Source organism: Alloalcanivorax venustensis, assembly GCF_047495515.1.
In the GTDB taxonomy this organism is placed as follows: Bacteria; Pseudomonadota; Gammaproteobacteria; order Pseudomonadales; family Alcanivoracaceae; genus Alloalcanivorax; species Alloalcanivorax venustensis.
In genome coordinates, this window is sequence record NZ_CP179934.1 from 1,417,334 (window position 1) to 1,432,959 (window position 15,626).

The window sequence follows — 15,626 nt, forward strand, 5'->3', positions numbered from 1 at the left end:
TCGGTGAACGCCGTTACCAGATCAGCACTTCAATGGGCGTCGGGTTGTAGCCGTTGCACGGGTTGTTGAGCTGCGGGCAGTTGGAAATCAGCACGGTGGTGTTCATCAGTGCTTTCAGTTCCACGTACTTGCCCGGCGCGGAGATGCCGTCCTCGAAGGTGAGCCCGCCGTCGGCGGTCACCGGCACATTCATAAAGAAATTGATGTTGTGGGTGATGTCCCGTTTGCCGAGGCCGAACTCTTCGTGCTCGTTGACCGCCAACATCCAGCTGTCGCGGCAGGCGTGCATGCAGCGCTTTTCCAGGTCGTAGCGCACGGTGTTGCTCTCGGTGGCGCAGGCGCCGCCCAGGGTGTCGTGCCGGCCGCAGGTGTCGGCGGTGATTTCCAGCATCGGGTTGTTGCGGTTGGAGCGCAGCATCGTGCCGGCGGTGAGGTAGACGTTGCCCTGTTCGCGGATGGTGTCCATGGCGCTGTAACGCTCGGCGCTGTCGTCGGCGTTGAAGAACAGGGTGTCGGCGGCCTGGTTGCCTTCCAGATCCAGGATTCGGACCGTCTCGCCTTTTTTCACCACTTTCAGAAAGTAGTCGCCGGCGGGGACGGTCTCCCGGAAGGTGGCGTCTTCGGGTTTCAGAATGCTTTCTTTGATCATCTTGTCCTCCTTACGGCTCAGGCTTCGTCCAGGTAGTACAGCCGGTTGTTTTCGAAGGCGCGGCCGTTCTCCGGGCGGAAGTTCAGGCAGTAGTCGTCCGCCGTCACCGGGTCGGCCTTGAGCATTTCCACGTGCACCGGCTTCTTCGGGTATTCCGTGGCCGGGTTGAGCGGGTGCGGGCAGGTATGCATCACCACCAGGGTTTCCATCTCGAAACGCAGCGTGACCCGGGCGCCGGGCTTCGCCGCGGACGGGTCGAAGAACATCTTGCCGTCGTCGTCGGTGGCCACCTTGCTGAACAGATTGAGGTTGGCGGCCAGGTCCCGTTCGGTGAGGCCGTACTTGGCCAGCTCGGTGAGGAAGCTGGTGTGGCCGCTCAGGTACCAGTCGTTGTGGTGGTCCTGGTAGCGGTGCTCGCCGTACTTCTCCTTCATCTGTTCCGGATGCAGGTTGCCGCACACGGTGTCGTGCCAGCCGAAGCTGTCCTCGACGATGGAGGCGAACACCCGGCCCATGTCCGAGTACAGGCAGTTGCCGCGGGTGAGCTTGAAGGTGTGCTGGCCCTTGAGGCTGTCCGGGGCGTTGTAGCGCTCCAGCTTTTCCTCCGGGTTGTAGAACAGCATGCCCACGTTGGCGCCGCCTTCCACGTCGGTGAGACGCAGGGCGGTGCCGCGCCGCATCCGGAAGGACCAGTGCGCGCCGCCGGGCAGGGTGTATTGGTAGAGCGGGGTTTGCATGGGGTTGCTCCTCGTTCTCTGGTTACGGGGTCGGTATCAGGCGCCCAGCACCCGGGCGGTGGAATCCACGCTCTGGGTGATCGACTGCAGGGTGCCTTTGTCGCTGTTGCCCACCGGCAGGTCGTAGGTGATACGCGCGCCGTAGCTGCCGGGGGTCTGCGGGTCCAGCCGTTCCTTGTCGAACACCCACATGCGGGTGCCGAGGAAAAAGCCCTCCGCCAGGTCGTGGGTGATCATGAACACGGTCAGGTCCTGTTTGCGCCACAGGTCCAGCACCAGCTCGTGCATGTCCCGGCGGATGCCCGGGTCCAGGGCGCCGAAGGGTTCGTCCAGCAGCAGAATGCGCGGCTTCTTGATCAGCGCCTGGGCCAGCGCCAGGCGTTGCTGCATGCCGCCGGACAGCTCGTGGGGGTATTTGCCCAGGGCGTGGTCCAGCCCCACGGAGGCGAGCATTTCCTCGGCCTGCTCGCGCAGGGCGCGGCGTTTGCCGCCGAACACGCGGCCCAGCCAGCGGCTGCTTTCCAGTTCGCCGGCCAACATCACGTTTTCCACCGCTGTCAGGTGGGGCAGCACGGAATAGCGCTGGAACACGATGCCCCGGGTCTCGTCCGGCTCGTCGGGGATCGGTTTGCCGTCCAGCAGCAGTTGGCCCCGGGTCGGGCTTTCGGTGCCCAGCATCATTTTCAGGAAGGTGGTCTTGCCGCAGCCGGAGGCGCCCACCACGGTGACGAACTCGCCTTCTTCCACCTTGGCGTTCAGGCGCTCCAGGACCACGTCCTGGCCGTACTCCTTCCAAAGATTCTTGATCTCGATGGCAGCCATATCGGTCTCCTTATTGCGCGCCGTGGAACCAGGGGTAGCGCCACTGGGAGTAACGCTTGAGGGCGAAGTCGAGGGCGAACGCCAGGAAAGTGATCCAGGCCACGTAGGGCAGAATCACGTCCATGGCCAGGTAGCGGCGCACCAGAAAGATGCGGTAGCCCAGGCCTTCGGTGGCGGCGATGGCTTCCGCGGCGATCAGGAACAGCCAGGCGGAGCCCAGTGACAGACGCACGGAACTGAGCAGGCGCGGCATGATCTGCGGCCACACCAGCCGGGTGATGATCTGCCAGGTGTTGGCGCCCAGGGTCTGCATCTTGATGATCTGTTCGGTGGGGATTTCCTCCGCCCGCTGCTGCAGATCGCGGATCAGAAAGGGGGTGATGCCGATGATGATCAACATCACCTTGGCCAGCTCGCCGAGCCCGAAAATGATGAACAGGATCGGCAGAATCGCCAGCGGCGGCACCAGCGACATACCGGTGACCAGCGGCGAGATGCCGGCCCGGAACAGCGGCAGCGAGCCGGTGGCGATGCCCACCACCAGGCCGATCAGAGCACTGATCGCCACGCCGATGCCGAGCCGCTGCAGGCTGGCCAGGGTGTCCACCAGCAGGGTGTACTCGCCGCTGCGTTTGCTGGGCTCGAAGGCCATGCGCTCGATGGCGTCGGAGAAGCTGCTCAGGGAAGGCAGCAGTTTGTCGTTGGGGTTCGCGTCCAGTCGTGCGTCGGAGGCGACCAGGTACAACACCGCCAGGATCACGAAGGGCAGCAGCCCGAGGGCCCAGCGGCCCACCGGTCCGGCCTGGCGGTTGATCAGTTTCTTCATGGCGACCTCCTTGGTTACAGGCGATGAGGAATCCAATGACAGGGCGTCACCATGTCCTCCCGGGCTTTTGTCCCGCCGTGTAACCTCCCCGGCGCGCCGGGCGAAGGTCGACCGCTCTCGGACCAGGCATCGGCGTTGCCGACCGGAACCCTAGCGATCCATTGATAGCAAATTGTCGAGTCGTGATGGCAAAACCGGCCATTCGATTCCTGACATCGATACAGCAAAACCGATGCCAGGGTGGCCAAGGTGTTGTTTTGTAAGGGCTGGCGCCCGCAGGCGGGGCGTGACGGGGTCGTTTTGGGGCAGTGGTGTGCGCTTTATTGGTGCCCGGCGCCCCAGGGTGGGGCGCCGGGGTGGGAATCAGGGCTGCTCGATGAAGTCCATCAGGGCTTCCCAGCTCACCAGATCGGCCTCTTTGTCGTAGGCCAGCGGCAGCTCGAACCGTTTGCCGGTTTCGTCCGCCTTGGGGTTGGTGAAACCGTGCTGCACGCCCGGGAAGCTGAGCAGCTGGAACTGGGCGCCGGCCTGGGTGAGCTCTTCCACCAGGGCGCTCACCTGGTCCGCCGGCACCATCGGGTCGGCCTGGCCGGTGGCCACCAGCACGCGGGCGTCGATGTCGCCTTCGCCGGCGCGCTGGTTGGTGCCCAGGGTGCCGTGGAAGCTGGCCACGCCGGCCAGGTCGTTGCCCTTGCGCGCCTGCTCCAGCACCACGCCGCCGCCGAAGCAGTAACCCACCGCGAAGATGCGCTCGTCGTCCACGTACTGCTGATCACGCAGTATGGTTTTGGCGGCGTTGAAGCGCGCGGTCAGTTTTTCCGGTTCCGACAACGCCTGCTCCATGAACGCCTTGGCGTCCTTGGGGTGGCTGGCCACTTGGCCGTCGCCGTACATGTCCACCGCCAGGGCCACATAGCCCTCCTCGGCGAGCAGGCGGGCGCGGTTGCGGGCGTAGTCGTTAAGGCCCCACCATTCGTGCACCACGATCACGCCGGCGGTGGTGCGGTCCAGGTCCTCGTCCATGAACAGCACGCCCTTGCCCAGACCACCGGGCAGTTTCACGGTCTTTTCCGCCACGTCCGCGATGGCGATACCGCTCAGCATCAGCAGGCCCAGCACAATACTCAGTCGTTTCATGGTCGCATCCTTCTTGGTTGGTGGTGATCTCACTCGTCCCACACCCAGCGCAACGGTTCGCCGAAATCGTCATAGATCAGTTTGCGCCGTGGCCGGCGCTTGTGCGTGGGGCGGGTGGTTTTGCGTTTGCGCGCGTCAATCGCCGCCGCCACCGCTGAAATGTCCGTGCGGGTGGCGCGTGGCGCCTGGGAAAACGGAAAAGCACGCTTTCCCTGGGGCTGCGCCGGGTCATTGCCGGAAACGCCGTGCGGCACTTCCTTAATGCGTCCGCCGTGGGAGAGGAAACGCTCCATATCCCGTTGCAGGCGCCGGCGCTGCTGTTCCTTACTATTGCGGACTTTCATCGGGTCGGGGGGATCGGGCAAGTAGCCTTCCACCATAGCAGTGCAAGGCAGGGGCGAGAAGACGCCGGGCCCCGATGGGCCTAAAAGGTATAGACAGTGGCGCCGGCGACATCGGGAAGGGGCAGGCCCTGGTTGGCGCGGATGCCGGTGGGAACATTCCGGCCGGAGGGCCAACTGTCCTGGGACTCGGTTTCTTCATCGGCGGCGTCCAGGGAGGGCAGCCGCGGCGGCTCGCCGGCGCTTGCCATGCCCGCCACCAGCATAAGCAGCCCCAGCACTGAATATCGGATCATAACCACCTCCCCCTTGATGTGTGCGGGAATAGTGGTCGGCGCCGGGTCAAGGCGGCGCGAAGGCGGCCGCCGCCGGCGTTTTCAGCGGGGTCGCCTCGCGCCCGGGGAGGCTTACAGGCCCTTGCCGAGGGTCTCCGAAGGTGCGGGCGTGTCGCCGGCGCGCAGCGGGTTGCAGTTCTTGATCACCACCTTGCCTTCCAGCACGTTACCCCGTGAATATTCCTGGAAGATGCAGCGGTTGGTCTCCGGGTCGTAGTTTTCGATCCACAGGTTGTCGCCTTTCCAGGTGGCCGCCACGTGCTGGTGCCCTTCTTCCACGGTCACGTTCATGGTGCCGCCAAGGCGCTTGACGAAAATCTGTTCCAGCCAAAAATAGTAGAGCAGGGTGCTGAGCAGCCAGATCACCACGGCGGTGATGAGCGCCGGTTTCCACTTGCCCATGCGGACGCCGATGCCGAACAGGGCCAGGAAGATAGCGGCCGCCACCAGCAGCCAATAAAGGTAGGTGATCATGCGAAGCTCCTTGTTTCAGGCTATTGTTGTTTCAATGCGAAGATATCCATTGATGATAGCAACTCCCGGGAAAACAGGTGTAAAACCGTGAAACAGAGCACGGCGCCGGCGGCCGGCGACTGGTGGGTGTACATGCTGCGCTGCGCCGACGGCTCCCTGTACACCGGCGTCACCACCGACGTGCTGCGCCGCTGGCAGGAACACAACGACGGCCCGCGCGGCGCCCGCTACACCCGCGCCCGGCGGCCGGTGGCCCTGGTGATGTGCGTGGCGGTGCCCGGGCGGGCCGCCGCCGGCCGCCTGGAGGTGCGCCTCAAGGCCCTGTCCCGCCCGCGCAAGGAAAAACTGATTCAGGCGGTCACCGGGGTTTCGGTTGCTAATCCACCGGGGAATTGCTTGACTGCGTCCACTTCTGAATTGGAGAACCCGGAATGAACTTTTGGCGTGCTTTCATGCTGATGTGGCTGGCGGTATCGCTGGCCGGCTGCGGCATCAACAATATTCCCACCTACGACGAGCAGGTGAAGGCCGCCTGGTCCCAGGTGCAGAACCAGTACCAGCGCCGCGCCGACCTGGTGCCCAATCTGGTCAACACCGTGCAGGGCTTCGCCGACCAGGAGCGCGAAGTGCTGGTGGAGGTCACCGAGGCCCGCTCCAAGGTGGGCTCGATTAAAATGGACGAGAGCATTCTCGACGACCCGCAGAAATTCCAGCAGTTCGAGCAGGCGCAGAGCCAGCTCGGCTCCGCGCTGCAGCGGTTGATGGTGGTGGTGGAGCGTTACCCGGACCTGAAATCCAACCAGAACTTCCTGACCCTGCAGGCTCAGCTGGAAGGCACCGAGAACCGCATCGCGGTGGCGCGCCGGGATTACATCCAGGCGGTGCAGCAGTACAACACCGAGATCCGCACCTTCCCGGGCCGCCTCTGGCACAGCGTGCTGTACAGCGAACTGGAACAGCGCGAAAACTTCGAAGCCACCACGGAGAACGCCGACCAGGCGCCCTCCGTTAACTTCGAATGAGTACCGCGCTGACCCCCAACCGTCTCGGCGCCGCGCTGCGGCTCGGCGCCCTGCTGATGCTGGCGGCGCTGGCGCTGCCGGTGTCCGCCGCCCCGGACTTCCCGGAACTCACCGGCCGCGTGGTCGACAACGCCGAGCTGCTGTCGCCGGCCCAGGAACAGGCGCTCACCGAGCGGCTGGCCGCCGAAGAGCAACAAAGCTCCAACCAGATCGTGGTGGTCACCCTGGCGGACCTGCAGGGCTATGACATCGCCGATTACGGCGTGCGGCTGGGCCGCGAGTGGGGCATCGGCCAGGAGGGCACCGACAACGGCGCCCTGCTGATCGTCGCGCCCAACGAGCGCAAGGTGCGTATCGAAGTGGGCTACGGCCTGGAAGGGGCGCTCACCGACGCCACCTCTTCCAGCATCATCCGCAACGACATCCAGCCCGCCTTCCGGCAAGGGGATTTCGCCGGCGGCATCAACGCGGCCCTCACCTCGATCTTCGCCGCCATCCAGGGCGAGTATCAGGCCCCGGCCGGTGGCGGCGACGCCGACCGGAAAGAAGCCTCCAGCCTGCAGGCGCTGCTCTACCTGATCGGCCTGGTGGTGTTCACCTTCTTTCTGTCGTTCGGTGGCCTGGGCCGTAAAGGCGGCCGCCGCGGCGGCGCCGGCCTGATGTTCCTGCCCATGGGCATGGGCGGCTTCGGCGGCGGAGGCGGCGGTGGTTTCGGTGGCGGCGGCTTCGGCGGCGGCGGTGGCGGTTTCGGAGGCGGTGGCGCCTCGGGAGGTTGGTAATGTTATTGAATGAAGAGAACCAGAAACGGGTCGCCCGGGCGATTGCCGCCATTGAAAGAGACACCGACGCCGAGGTGGTCACCGTGCTGGCCCGCCAGGCTGACGACTACCGCTACATCCCTATGATGTGGGCGGCGCTGCTGTCGCTGCTGGTGCCCCTGGCGCTGGCGTTCATGCCGGTGGGCCTGGACGCCCTGGAAACCCTGCTCGCCCAGTGGACCGTGCTGGTGGTGCTGGCGGTGCTGTTCCGCTGGCCACCGCTGATGATGAAGCTGGTGCCCAAGCGCGTGAAGCACTGGCGCGCCGCCAACCTGGCCCGGCGCACCTTCCTCGACCAGGGCCTGCACCACACCCGTGGCGGCCACGGCGTGCTGATCTTCGTCAGCGAAGCGGAGCACTACGTGGAGATTCTCGTCGACCGAGGCGTGGCCCAGCATGTGCCGGACGAAACCTGGAAGAAGATCGTCGACACCTTCACCGCCCACGTCCAGCAGGGCGAGGTGCTCAACGGCTTCCTGGAGTGCATCGCCTCCTGCGGCGACCAGCTGATCATCAAGGTGCCGGCCACCGAAAAGAAAAACGAGCTGCCCAATCACCTGGTTATCCTTTAACCGGCTGCCCCTAACCGGGCATCCTGGTGCGGGTGGGCCTTGTGGGAGCGGGCCCCGCCCGCGAAAGGGAGCGAAGCTCCCGGCAGGATCCCAGAGATGTCTGACAGCAGCACCATCAGCCTCTGGGATCCAGCCGGCCGGCAAGCCGGCATTTCGCTTGCAAGGCAAGCTCCTACAATCCGAGCTTCGTAGAAAGGTCCGGGCGCTCTCTCTGAAAGGGTGGAGCTGACCCGTGGCGGTTCCGCTGCCAAGTGAGCGGGGCAATGGTGGTGCCTGGAGGGAGCTGTTTGGCCAGGGAGGGCCAAACTAACAGCGGCCATGGATGGCTTGAGCGGTCCCGGAAGGCACCACCATTGCACCGCGTCTCCGATACGGAGCGCCGGACACTGGAAAAAGAGGCCTCTGGTATCCTGCCGGGTGGCTCAAAGCCACCCTTTCGCGGGCTGGGCCCGCTCCCACAAGATCTGATCCCAGAAGAGGGGCGCACAAAAAAGGCCGCCCGTTTGGGCGGCCTTCTTCGTAGATGGTAGCAAGGGGCGGACTTGAACCGCCGACCCCAGCATTATGAGTGCTGTGCTCTAACCAGCTGAGCTACCTTGCCATCAAACTCTGGAACCCAGGGTTCCTTCAAGGCCGCGAATTGTCCGCGAGCGCCCCGGCGCTGTCAAGAATGCAGAGCCCGTTTCCCCGGCGCGGCCGGTCCGGCCGACGAATTATTGTGCAGCCGGGACTTCGTGCGCCGGGCCGGGCGGCATTTACATGAGAATAATTATCAATTATTGTGAGATAATACTTGACCGATTTAGTCGGTTTTTACTACGCTAACCGAATATTCACGTACCAAAGGTGTGGGTATGCGTCTGACCACCAAAGGCCGCTACGCGGTCACCGCCATGCTGGACCTGGCTCTGCACGCGGATGCCGGCCCGGTATCCCTGGCGGACATTTCCGAGCGCCAGGGCATTTCCATTTCGTATCTGGAGCAGCTGTTCGCCAAGCTGCGCCGGCGCCAGCTGGTAACCAGCGTGCGCGGTCCCGGCGGCGGCTACCGTCTCAGCCGGCCGGGCGGCCAGATTGACGTGGCGGCGGTGATCGAGGCGGTGGACGAATCCGTGGACGCCACCCGCTGCGGCGGCCAGGGCGATTGCCAGGAAGGGCACACTTGCCTGACCCACCATCTGTGGTGCGATCTGTCCGATCAGATCCAGGACTTCCTGTCCGGCATCAGCCTGGGCGAGCTGGTCGCCCGCCATGAGGTGAAAGCGGTGGCCCAGCGTCAGGACGCGCACCAGAGCGCGTACCAGAACCGGGTACCGATCAGCACGCTTTAACCTACCTTTCGAGAAGCAGTCACCGACCATGTCGCAAGCGGTTTATCTGGATTACGCCGCCACCACCCCGGTGGACCCCCGGGTGGTGGAGGTGATGATGCGCCACCTGGGCCCGGAGGGCACCTTCGCCAATCCGGCATCACGCAGCCATCTGTACGGCTGGCTGGCGGAAGAGGCGGTGGAAAACGCCCGCCGCCAGGTGGCCGACGCGCTCAACGCGGACCCCCGTGAAATCGTCTGGACCAGCGGCGCCACCGAGGCCGACAACCTGGCCATCAAGGGCGTGGTGGAGCAGCGCGGCGGCGGCCATGTGATCACCGCCGCCAGCGAACACAAGGCGGTGCTCGATCCCTGCGGCTGGCTGGAGCGTTCCGGCGTGCCGGTGACCTACCTGGCGCCGGGGGCGGACGGTCGCATCGACCCCCGGGCGGTGGCGGACGCCCTGCGCGAGGACACCGTGCTGGTGTCGATCATGCACGCCAACAACGAAACCGGGGTGATCAACGATATCGACGCCATCGGCGCGATTTGCCGCGAGGCCGGCGTGCTGTTCCACAGCGACGCCGCCCAGACCGCCGGCAAGCTGCCCCTGGATGTGCGCGCCACGCCGGTGGATATGCTGTCGCTGAGCGCGCACAAGTTCTACGGCCCCAAGGGCATGGGCGCGCTGTACGTGCGCCGGCATCCGGACGTGCGCCTGAGCGCGCAGATCCACGGCGGCGGCCACGAGCGCAACATGCGCTCCGGCACCCTGGCCACCCATCAGATCGTCGGCATGGGCGAAGCCCTGGCGCTGGCCGTGGCCGAGCGCGACGCCGAGCAGGCGCGCCTGGCGGGGCTGCGTGACCGGCTCTGGGACCGGATCGCGACGCTGCCCGGCGTGCATCTCAACGGGCGCGACGCGCCGCGCCTGGCCGGCCATCTGAACGTGGCGTTCGAGGGCGTGGACGGCGAGATGCTGCTCACCGCGCTCACCGAGGTGGCCGTCTCCACCGGTTCCGCCTGCACCTCCGCCTCCCTGGAGCCGTCCTATGTGCTCAAGGCCATGGGGCTGGCCGACGACCTGGCCCATGGCGCGATCCGGCTGTCCCTGGGCCGGTTCACCGGCGAGGACGAGGTGGACCGGGCCGGGCAGAATGTGACGGAGGCCGTCACCCGGCTCCGTGACGCGGCCCGCAGCCGCGCCTGACAACGCCCGCCTGTCGGGGCGCCGGGGCGCTCCGTCCCACCCGGGGGCTGGCCCGCCCCTTGCTTTGTCTACGTGAAGACTCTCTGTAAAGACTCTCTGTAAAAAAAGCGAAAAAGGTACAGGAGCAACGCATGCATGGGGTGATTCTTTATCACCTGCGGCAATTCGCCGTGGAACGGTTCGGTCCGGATTGCTGGGACAACGCCCAGGCCGCCGCCGGACTGGAAGACCAGGTCTACGTGCCGGTGCGGCTCTATCCGGACGGTGACATGGACGCCCTGGTGGCGGCCCTGGAGGACGAGACCGCGCTGCACCGCAACGACCTGCTCGAAGCGTTCGGCAAATGGGTGATCCCGCCGCTGATCAATATGTACCGGGCGCTGATCCCGCGCCACTGGAACGCCCGGGATTTCCTGCTCAACGTGGAAGAACAGGTGCATCAGAAGGTGGTGCGCCTGAAAGACCCGGAAGCCCGGCCGCCGCGCATCGAGGTGCGGGAGCTGGCCCCCGGCGTGCTGGAAATCGGCTACCGGTCACACCGGGACATGAGCGCGCTGGCGCTCGGCGCGGTGCACGGCGTGGCCGGTTATTTCGGGGAAACCGCGGAGCTGATGGAAGACGCCTCCGGGGAAGGGCAGCGCCGTTTCGTGGTGCGTCTGGTGCCGGCGCAGCGCAAGGCGTCGCTGTCGGCGGTCTAGTCAGGCCGCCAGGGAGGCGGCCTCCTGCTTGATGCGTCCGACCATGGCCAGCAGGCCGTTGCCGCGGGTGGGGCTCAGGTGGCGCAGCAGGTCGAGTTGCTGGAAGAAGTCGTCCATGTCGTAGGCGGCCACTTCCGACGGGGTCTTGCGGTTGAGCGCCGCCAGGATGATCGCCGCCAGGCCGCGCACGATCACCGCGTCGGATTCCACCGCCAGGTACAGCCTGTCCTGGTCTTCGTCGTAGTCGGTGAGCAGCCACACCTGGCTCTGGCAGCCGCGCACGAAGCGCTCCTCGGTGCGCAGGTCCTCGGGCATCGCCGGCAACTGCTTGCCCAGGTCGATGATATAGCGGTAGCGCTCTTCCCAATCGTCCAGAAATTCCAGGTCCTCGTGGATCGCCTCGGCGGTCACGTCTTCACCCAGTTTGATCTGGCGGATATCGAATTCACTCATTAAAACAATCCCAATTCGAGTTGGGCTTCCTCGGTCATCATGTCGCGGCTCCAGGGCGGGTCGAACAGCAGCGCCACTTCCACCTCATCCACGTTGGGCACCTTGGCGAGCCGGTCTTCCACGTCGCCGACCAGCACCGGGCCCATGCCGCAGTTGGGCGCGGTCAGGGTCATGCGCACCTGCACCACGTTTTTGTCCTCGCGGCGGATCACGTCGCAGCCGTATACCAGACCGAGGTCGAGAATATTCACCGGGATTTCCGGGTCGAAAATGGTGCCCAGCGCGGTGTTCAGGTCCGCCTCGCGCACGCTGCCGTCCGCCTCCGGCGGATCGAAGTCCAGCTCCAGCGGCGCCTGGCCGATGGCGTCCGCGTCGGTGCCGTCGATGCGCGCCATATTGCCGTTCAGGGTCACCGTGTAGGTGCCGCCGAGCGCCTGGCGCAGGTTCACGAAGCTGTTCTTGTGGATGGTGATGCGCGTGCCGTCCGGCACCAGGCGCGCCGGCACGTCGCGGCTCACCACCACGGTGCGCTGTTCAGTGGATGCGTTGGCCAAATCAGACCTCGTCCATGTCTTCGACGGTGAAGCTCTCGCCGCAGCCGCATTCGCCGGTGGCGTTCGGGTTGCGGAACTTGAACAGGCTGTTGACGCCTTCCTTCACGTAGTCGATTTCCAGGCCGTTGAGCATTGCCAGCCATTTCTCCGGCACGTACAGCGGCACGCCTTCCACGTCGAAGTGCTTGTCGCCGGCCACCGGCTGGTCGACGAATTCCAGCTCATACATGTAGCCGGAGCAGCCGGATTCATCCAGGTCGAGACGAATGCCGCCGGCCGCCGCGCGCTCGAGTTCGCGCTGCGCCTGCTTGCGGGCGGCCTCGGTCATCTTGATCTCGACCTGGCCGGGTACGAATGTCTGTACCGTCATAGTGATCGCCTCCGGAGAGTTCTGAATAACGCCCCTATAAAAAGGAGCGGACCTTGTGCAGTGCCTGGAACAGCTGGTCCACCTCTTCCAGGGTATTATAAATCGAGAACGACGCCCGCGTGGTGCCAGGGATGCCGAGCCGGTCCATCAGCGGCATGCAGCAGTGATGGCCGGTACGCACCGCCACGCCCTGCTGGTCCAGCAGGGTGCCGACGTCCGCCGGGTGGGCGCCGTCCAGCAAGAAGGAAAGTACACCCACCTTGGTGGCGGCGTCGCCGATGATTTTCAAGCCGTCGAAGGCCCGCGCCTGCTCGCTGGCGGAGGCCAGCAGCGCGTCCTCGTGGGTGGCCAGGGCGGTACGGTCCTGCTGCTGCAGCCAGCGGGTGGCGGCGCCCAGGCCGATCACGCCGGCGATATTGGGCGTGCCCGGCTCGAATTTGTAGGGCAGCTGGTTCCAGGTGCTCTTTTCGAAGCTCACCGTCTCGATCATCTCGCCGCCGGTCTGATAGGGCGGCATCGCGTCGAGCAGCTCGCGGCGGCCGAACAGCACGCCCACGCCGGTGGGGCCGAACATCTTGTGGCCGGAAAACGCGTAGAAATCGCAGCCGATCTGCTGCACGTCCACCGGGTAATGGCCCACCGCCTGGGCGCCGTCCACCAGGGTCCAGGCGCCGGCTTCGCGGGCCGCCTTGACCAGTTCCGCCACCGGGGTCACCGAGCCCAGGCTGTTGGACACCTGGGACAGCGCCACGATGCGGGTGCGCTCGCTGAGCAGCTGGTGGAAGGCGTCGGTGTCGACGCTGCCGTCCTCGCGCAGCGGCGTCACCTGAAGCGTGGCGCCGGTGCGCTCGCACACCTGCTGCCAGGGCACGATATTGGCGTGGTGCTCCAGCGCCGTGATCAGAATCTCGTCGCCGGCCTGCAGCCGTTCGCGGCCCAGGCACTGCGCCACCAGGTTGATGCCTTCGGTGGTGCCCTTGGTGAGGATCACTTCCTCGCGGGCGGCGTTGATGAACGCCGCCAGGTCCGCGCGGGCCGCCTCGAAGCCGGCGGTGGCGTGGTCGCTGAGATAGTGCGCCGCCCGGTGCACGTTGCTGTTCACGGTGCGGTAGTACTCACTCACCGCGTCGATCACCACCTGCGGTTTCTGGGTGGTGGCGGCGTTATCCAGATAAACCAGCGGCTTGCCGTTGACCTCCTGGTGGAGCACCGGGAACTGCGCGCGCAGGGCGTTCACGTCCAGGCTCATGCGGCCTCCTCGTCGGCGCCCCGGCTCTGGCCCAGCTCGCCGGCCAGCCAGGGCTGGGCCCAGTCGGCCACGGTCTGGTCGGGCAGGCCCATCACCAGCTCGTTGACGAAGCCCAGGCTGAGCATGCGCTTGGCTTCCGCCAGCGGCACGCCGCGCGCCTGCAGGTAGAACTGCTGGCCGGCGTCCAGCTGGCCGACGGTGGCGCCGTGGGCGCACTTCACGTCGTCGTTGTAGATTTCCAGCTCCGGCTTGGTGTAGATCTCGGCGCCCGGGTTGAGCAACAGGTTCTTGTTGCTCAGCTCCGCCAGGGTGCCGCTGGCACCGGGGTGGATATGGATGCGGCCGTTGAGGATCGCCTTGCCTTTCTCGCCGGCCAGACCCCGGTACACCTGGTTGGAGGTGCAGTCCGGCACCCGGTGCTCGACACACAGCTGGTTGTCGATGTGGGTGCGGTCGCGGGCCACGAAAATGCCGTTCATGTTCAGTTCGGCGCCGCTCTTGTCGATAAAGGCGCGCACGTCGTTGCGGCGCAGCCGGTTGCCGGCCATCAGCTGGTAGCTGTCGATGCGGCTGACGCCGCTCTGGCGCAGCAGCAGGGTGCCGATGTGCAGGCTGTCGCGGGCTTCGCTCTGCAGCCGGTAATGGCTGAGATGGGCGTTGTCGCGGGTTTCGATGGCGGTCACCGCGTTGGTGAGCACCGGGCCCCGGCCCAGGTACTGCTCGATCAGCGTCATGCGGCTGCCGGTGCCGAGCACCACTTCCAGGCGCGTGTTGCAGTGCGCCGGCTGGTCGCCGTCGGCGTAATGGATCACCTGCACGGTGCCGGCCACGTCGGTGTTGGCGGCCACTTCCAGGGTCACGGCGTCGTCCAGCGCGGCGCCGTTGTAGAGCGCGAACGGCGTGGTCAGGCCCTCCAGCCGGGACGCTTCCCGCTTCAGGGTGACGCCGTCGGGCAGGGCGCTGGTGCTTTCGTCCAGGCGGCCGTTGACCAGCACCAGGCGGTAGTCACCCAGCTTGGGCAAATCCGCCGGGGTGGCGGCGGCCGCGGCGCGCCGGTTCAGGTGGCCGTCGGCGAGCGGCTGCAGCGAGGTGTATTTCCACTGCTCGGTCTTGCGGCCGGGGAACACCGCCGCCTTCAGCGCCGCCAGGCTGCTGTCGCGCAATGCCGTCAACGCCGGGTTCTCCGCGTTGCTCTCCGTGGCGTCCTGGACATTCGCCAGCGCCTGGCGTTTGAGGTCCTCCGGGGAAAGCAATGCACTCATGCGCTTTGGTCCTTACCGTCGTTCCGGTCGCCGGTGAGCCAGCCGTAGCCGTGTTCTTCCAGCTCGTGGGCCAGCTCCTTGCCGCCGGACTTGATGATCCGGCCGTTGGAGAGCACGTGCACGAAGTCCGGCACGATGTAGTCCAGCAGGCGCTGGTAGTGGGTCACCAGCACGATGCCGCGCTCCGGGCTGCGCAGGGAGTTGACCCCCCGGGCCACGGTTTGCAGGGCGTCGATATCCAGGCCGGAGTCGGTCTCGTCGAGCAGCGCCAGCTTCGGCTCCATCAGCAGCATCTGCATGATTTCGTTGCGCTTTTTCTCGCCGCCGGAAAAGCCTTCGTTGACGCCGCGCTTAAGGAATTGCGGGTCCAGGTCCACCTGCTTGCAGGTTTCGCGGGCCTTGCGCAGCAGGGTCACCGAATCCCACTCTTCCTTGCCCTGGGCCTTGCGGGTGGCTTCCAGCGCCGCCTTGAGGAATTCCATGTTGGACACACCGGGGATCTCCACCGGGTACTGGAACGCCAGGAACAGACCCAGCTGGGCGCGCTCCTCGGGCTCCAGATCGGCCAGGCTCTTGCCCTCGAACAGGGCGTCGCCGCCGGTGATCTCGTAGTTGTCCTTGCCGGCCAGCACATTGGCCAGCGTCGATTTGCCGGAGCCGTTGGGGCCCATGATGGCGTGCACCTCACCGGCGTTCACGGTCAGGTTCAGGCCCTTGAGAATGGGTTCGCCGGCTACGGCGGCGTGCAGATCACGAATTTCCAGCATGTGTAAAACGCCTTTCGATT

General features: G+C 65.7%; 21 protein-coding genes, 1 tRNA gene and 1 riboswitch. Of the genes, 7 read left to right on the forward strand and 15 right to left on the reverse strand.

Features of this window, described 5'->3' with window-relative positions; all coding sequences use genetic code 11:
• Positions 1-13: 13 nt before the first annotated feature.
• The 8 genes from ACMG4O_RS06775 to ACMG4O_RS06810 form a co-directional block, all read right to left on the reverse strand.
• Complete coding sequence (locus ACMG4O_RS06775) at positions 14-649, reverse strand: urea amidolyase associated protein UAAP2 (RefSeq protein WP_414434707.1); 636 nt, start codon at positions 647-649, stop codon at positions 14-16.
• Between the two features lie 17 nt (positions 650-666).
• Positions 667-1,386: an urea amidolyase associated protein UAAP1 gene (locus tag ACMG4O_RS06780; RefSeq protein ID WP_414434708.1), complete on the reverse strand. Its 720-nt coding sequence runs from the start codon at positions 1,384-1,386 to the stop codon at positions 667-669.
• A 36-nt stretch (positions 1,387-1,422) separates the two neighbouring features.
• On the reverse strand, positions 1,423-2,208 hold the full coding sequence (locus ACMG4O_RS06785) for an ABC transporter ATP-binding protein (RefSeq protein ID WP_142950119.1): 786 nt from the start codon (positions 2,206-2,208) through the stop codon (positions 1,423-1,425).
• Positions 2,209-2,218: 10 nt separating this feature from the next.
• Entirely contained in the window at positions 2,219-3,034 is an 816-nt protein-coding gene (locus ACMG4O_RS06790) for an ABC transporter permease (protein WP_142950120.1), read from the reverse strand.
• A 54-nt stretch (positions 3,035-3,088) separates the two neighbouring features.
• Positions 3,089-3,199: riboswitch (guanidine-I (ykkC/yxkD leader) on the reverse strand.
• Positions 3,200-3,397: 198 nt separating this feature from the next.
• Positions 3,398-4,171 carry a dienelactone hydrolase family protein gene (locus ACMG4O_RS06795; protein ID WP_142950121.1) on the reverse strand — a complete coding sequence of 258 codons (774 nt, stop codon included), beginning with the start codon at positions 4,169-4,171 and terminating at the stop codon, positions 3,398-3,400.
• Between the two features lie 29 nt (positions 4,172-4,200).
• On the reverse strand, positions 4,201-4,536 hold the full coding sequence (locus ACMG4O_RS06800; protein ID WP_228548068.1) for a hypothetical protein: 336 nt from the start codon (positions 4,534-4,536) through the stop codon (positions 4,201-4,203).
• A gap of 59 nt (positions 4,537-4,595) precedes the next feature.
• A complete protein-coding gene (locus ACMG4O_RS06805) occupies positions 4,596-4,808 on the reverse strand; it encodes a hypothetical protein (protein ID WP_142950122.1) in 213 nt (70 codons plus the stop codon).
• 111 nt (positions 4,809-4,919) lie between these two features.
• Positions 4,920-5,321, reverse strand: coding sequence for a hypothetical protein (locus ACMG4O_RS06810; RefSeq protein WP_067607508.1), 402 nt, complete (start codon positions 5,319-5,321; stop codon positions 4,920-4,922).
• Between the two features lie 87 nt (positions 5,322-5,408).
• Between ACMG4O_RS06810 and ACMG4O_RS06815 the strand changes: the two genes are divergently transcribed.
• The 4 genes from ACMG4O_RS06815 to ACMG4O_RS06830 are packed head-to-tail and all read left to right on the forward strand — an operon-like array spanning position 5,409 to position 7,733.
• Positions 5,409-5,756 carry a GIY-YIG nuclease family protein gene (locus ACMG4O_RS06815; protein ID WP_255442690.1) on the forward strand — a complete coding sequence of 116 codons (348 nt, stop codon included), beginning with the start codon at positions 5,409-5,411 and terminating at the stop codon, positions 5,754-5,756.
• Positions 5,753-6,343 carry a LemA family protein gene (locus tag ACMG4O_RS06820; protein ID WP_414434709.1) on the forward strand — a complete coding sequence of 197 codons (591 nt, stop codon included), beginning with the start codon at positions 5,753-5,755 and terminating at the stop codon, positions 6,341-6,343. The genes ACMG4O_RS06815 and ACMG4O_RS06820 overlap by 4 nt, the downstream gene beginning before the upstream one ends.
• On the forward strand, positions 6,340-7,122 hold the full coding sequence (locus ACMG4O_RS06825; RefSeq protein WP_185956973.1) for a TPM domain-containing protein: 783 nt from the start codon (positions 6,340-6,342) through the stop codon (positions 7,120-7,122). Before ACMG4O_RS06820 ends, ACMG4O_RS06825 begins: the two co-directional genes overlap by 4 nt.
• Complete coding sequence (locus ACMG4O_RS06830) at positions 7,122-7,733, forward strand: TPM domain-containing protein (RefSeq protein WP_370183959.1); 612 nt, start codon at positions 7,122-7,124, stop codon at positions 7,731-7,733. Before ACMG4O_RS06825 ends, ACMG4O_RS06830 begins: the two co-directional genes overlap by 1 nt.
• Before the next feature lie 524 nt (positions 7,734-8,257).
• On the opposite strand, the gene ACMG4O_RS06835 is transcribed toward ACMG4O_RS06830, so the two are convergent.
• Positions 8,258-8,334 (reverse strand) — tRNA-Met (locus tag ACMG4O_RS06835).
• Between the two features lie 253 nt (positions 8,335-8,587).
• On the opposite strand from ACMG4O_RS06835, the gene iscR reads away from it, so the two are divergent.
• The 3 genes from iscR to ACMG4O_RS06850 all read left to right on the forward strand — a co-directional run bounded on the left by iscR (position 8,588) and on the right by ACMG4O_RS06850 (position 10,951).
• Positions 8,588-9,064: a Fe-S cluster assembly transcriptional regulator IscR gene (iscR, locus tag ACMG4O_RS06840; protein WP_142948484.1), complete on the forward strand. Its 477-nt coding sequence runs from the start codon at positions 8,588-8,590 to the stop codon at positions 9,062-9,064.
• 28 nt (positions 9,065-9,092) lie between these two features.
• The gene (locus ACMG4O_RS06845; protein ID WP_142948485.1) at positions 9,093-10,253 is read left to right on the forward strand and encodes an IscS subfamily cysteine desulfurase; all 1,161 of its coding nucleotides are present in this window, start codon (positions 9,093-9,095) and stop codon (positions 10,251-10,253) included.
• A 131-nt stretch (positions 10,254-10,384) separates the two neighbouring features.
• Positions 10,385-10,951 (forward strand): heme NO-binding domain-containing protein, encoded by a 567-nt coding sequence (locus tag ACMG4O_RS06850; RefSeq protein ID WP_414434710.1) that lies wholly within the window; start codon positions 10,385-10,387, stop codon positions 10,949-10,951.
• On the opposite strand, the gene ACMG4O_RS06855 is transcribed toward ACMG4O_RS06850, so the two are convergent.
• Genes ACMG4O_RS06855 through sufC form a run of 6 tightly spaced genes read right to left on the reverse strand, consistent with a single transcriptional unit; the run spans position 10,952 to position 15,606 of the window.
• Entirely contained in the window at positions 10,952-11,404 is a 453-nt protein-coding gene (locus tag ACMG4O_RS06855; protein ID WP_414434711.1) for a SufE family protein, read from the reverse strand.
• Positions 11,404-11,958, reverse strand: a complete 555-nt coding sequence (gene sufT / locus ACMG4O_RS06860) for a putative Fe-S cluster assembly protein SufT (protein WP_142948487.1) — start codon at positions 11,956-11,958, stop codon at positions 11,404-11,406. The genes ACMG4O_RS06855 and sufT overlap by 1 nt, the downstream gene beginning before the upstream one ends.
• A gap of 1 nt (position 11,959) precedes the next feature.
• Positions 11,960-12,328, reverse strand: coding sequence for a HesB/IscA family protein (locus ACMG4O_RS06865; protein ID WP_142948488.1), 369 nt, complete (start codon positions 12,326-12,328; stop codon positions 11,960-11,962).
• A gap of 34 nt (positions 12,329-12,362) precedes the next feature.
• Positions 12,363-13,577 carry an aminotransferase class V-fold PLP-dependent enzyme gene (locus ACMG4O_RS06870; RefSeq protein WP_323745373.1) on the reverse strand — a complete coding sequence of 405 codons (1,215 nt, stop codon included), beginning with the start codon at positions 13,575-13,577 and terminating at the stop codon, positions 12,363-12,365.
• The gene (gene sufD, locus ACMG4O_RS06875; RefSeq protein ID WP_414434712.1) at positions 13,574-14,839 is read right to left on the reverse strand and encodes a Fe-S cluster assembly protein SufD; all 1,266 of its coding nucleotides are present in this window, start codon (positions 14,837-14,839) and stop codon (positions 13,574-13,576) included. The genes ACMG4O_RS06870 and sufD overlap by 4 nt, the downstream gene beginning before the upstream one ends.
• Positions 14,836-15,606, reverse strand: a complete 771-nt coding sequence (gene sufC, locus ACMG4O_RS06880) for a Fe-S cluster assembly ATPase SufC (RefSeq protein ID WP_370183970.1) — start codon at positions 15,604-15,606, stop codon at positions 14,836-14,838. The genes sufD and sufC overlap by 4 nt, the downstream gene beginning before the upstream one ends.
• Positions 15,607-15,626: the final 20 nt, after the last annotated feature.

Coding starts and splice junctions, on each gene's coding strand:
- ACMG4O_RS06775 (WP_414434707.1), bottom strand. CDS start 649: ATGATCAAAGAAAGCATTCTGAAACCCGAAGACGCCACCTTCCGGGAG.
- ACMG4O_RS06780 (WP_414434708.1), bottom strand. CDS start 1,386: ATGCAAACCCCGCTCTACCAATACACCCTGCCCGGCGGCGCGCACTGG.
- ACMG4O_RS06785 (WP_142950119.1), bottom strand. CDS start 2,208: ATGGCTGCCATCGAGATCAAGAATCTTTGGAAGGAGTACGGCCAGGAC.
- ACMG4O_RS06790 (WP_142950120.1), bottom strand. CDS start 3,034: ATGAAGAAACTGATCAACCGCCAGGCCGGACCGGTGGGCCGCTGGGCC.
- ACMG4O_RS06795 (WP_142950121.1), bottom strand. CDS start 4,171: ATGAAACGACTGAGTATTGTGCTGGGCCTGCTGATGCTGAGCGGTATC.
- ACMG4O_RS06805 (WP_142950122.1), bottom strand. CDS start 4,808: ATGATCCGATATTCAGTGCTGGGGCTGCTTATGCTGGTGGCGGGCATG.
- ACMG4O_RS06810 (WP_067607508.1), bottom strand. CDS start 5,321: ATGATCACCTACCTTTATTGGCTGCTGGTGGCGGCCGCTATCTTCCTG.
- ACMG4O_RS06820 (WP_414434709.1), top strand. CDS start 5,753: ATGAACTTTTGGCGTGCTTTCATGCTGATGTGGCTGGCGGTATCGCTG.
- ACMG4O_RS06825 (WP_185956973.1), top strand. CDS start 6,340: ATGAGTACCGCGCTGACCCCCAACCGTCTCGGCGCCGCGCTGCGGCTC.
- ACMG4O_RS06830 (WP_370183959.1), top strand. CDS start 7,122: ATGTTATTGAATGAAGAGAACCAGAAACGGGTCGCCCGGGCGATTGCC.
- iscR (WP_142948484.1), top strand. CDS start 8,588: ATGCGTCTGACCACCAAAGGCCGCTACGCGGTCACCGCCATGCTGGAC.
- ACMG4O_RS06845 (WP_142948485.1), top strand. CDS start 9,093: ATGTCGCAAGCGGTTTATCTGGATTACGCCGCCACCACCCCGGTGGAC.
- ACMG4O_RS06850 (WP_414434710.1), top strand. CDS start 10,385: ATGCATGGGGTGATTCTTTATCACCTGCGGCAATTCGCCGTGGAACGG.
- ACMG4O_RS06855 (WP_414434711.1), bottom strand. CDS start 11,404: ATGAGTGAATTCGATATCCGCCAGATCAAACTGGGTGAAGACGTGACC.
- ACMG4O_RS06865 (WP_142948488.1), bottom strand. CDS start 12,328: ATGACGGTACAGACATTCGTACCCGGCCAGGTCGAGATCAAGATGACC.
- ACMG4O_RS06870 (WP_323745373.1), bottom strand. CDS start 13,577: ATGAGCCTGGACGTGAACGCCCTGCGCGCGCAGTTCCCGGTGCTCCAC.
- sufD (WP_414434712.1), bottom strand. CDS start 14,839: ATGAGTGCATTGCTTTCCCCGGAGGACCTCAAACGCCAGGCGCTGGCG.
- sufC (WP_370183970.1), bottom strand. CDS start 15,606: ATGCTGGAAATTCGTGATCTGCACGCCGCCGTAGCCGGCGAACCCATT.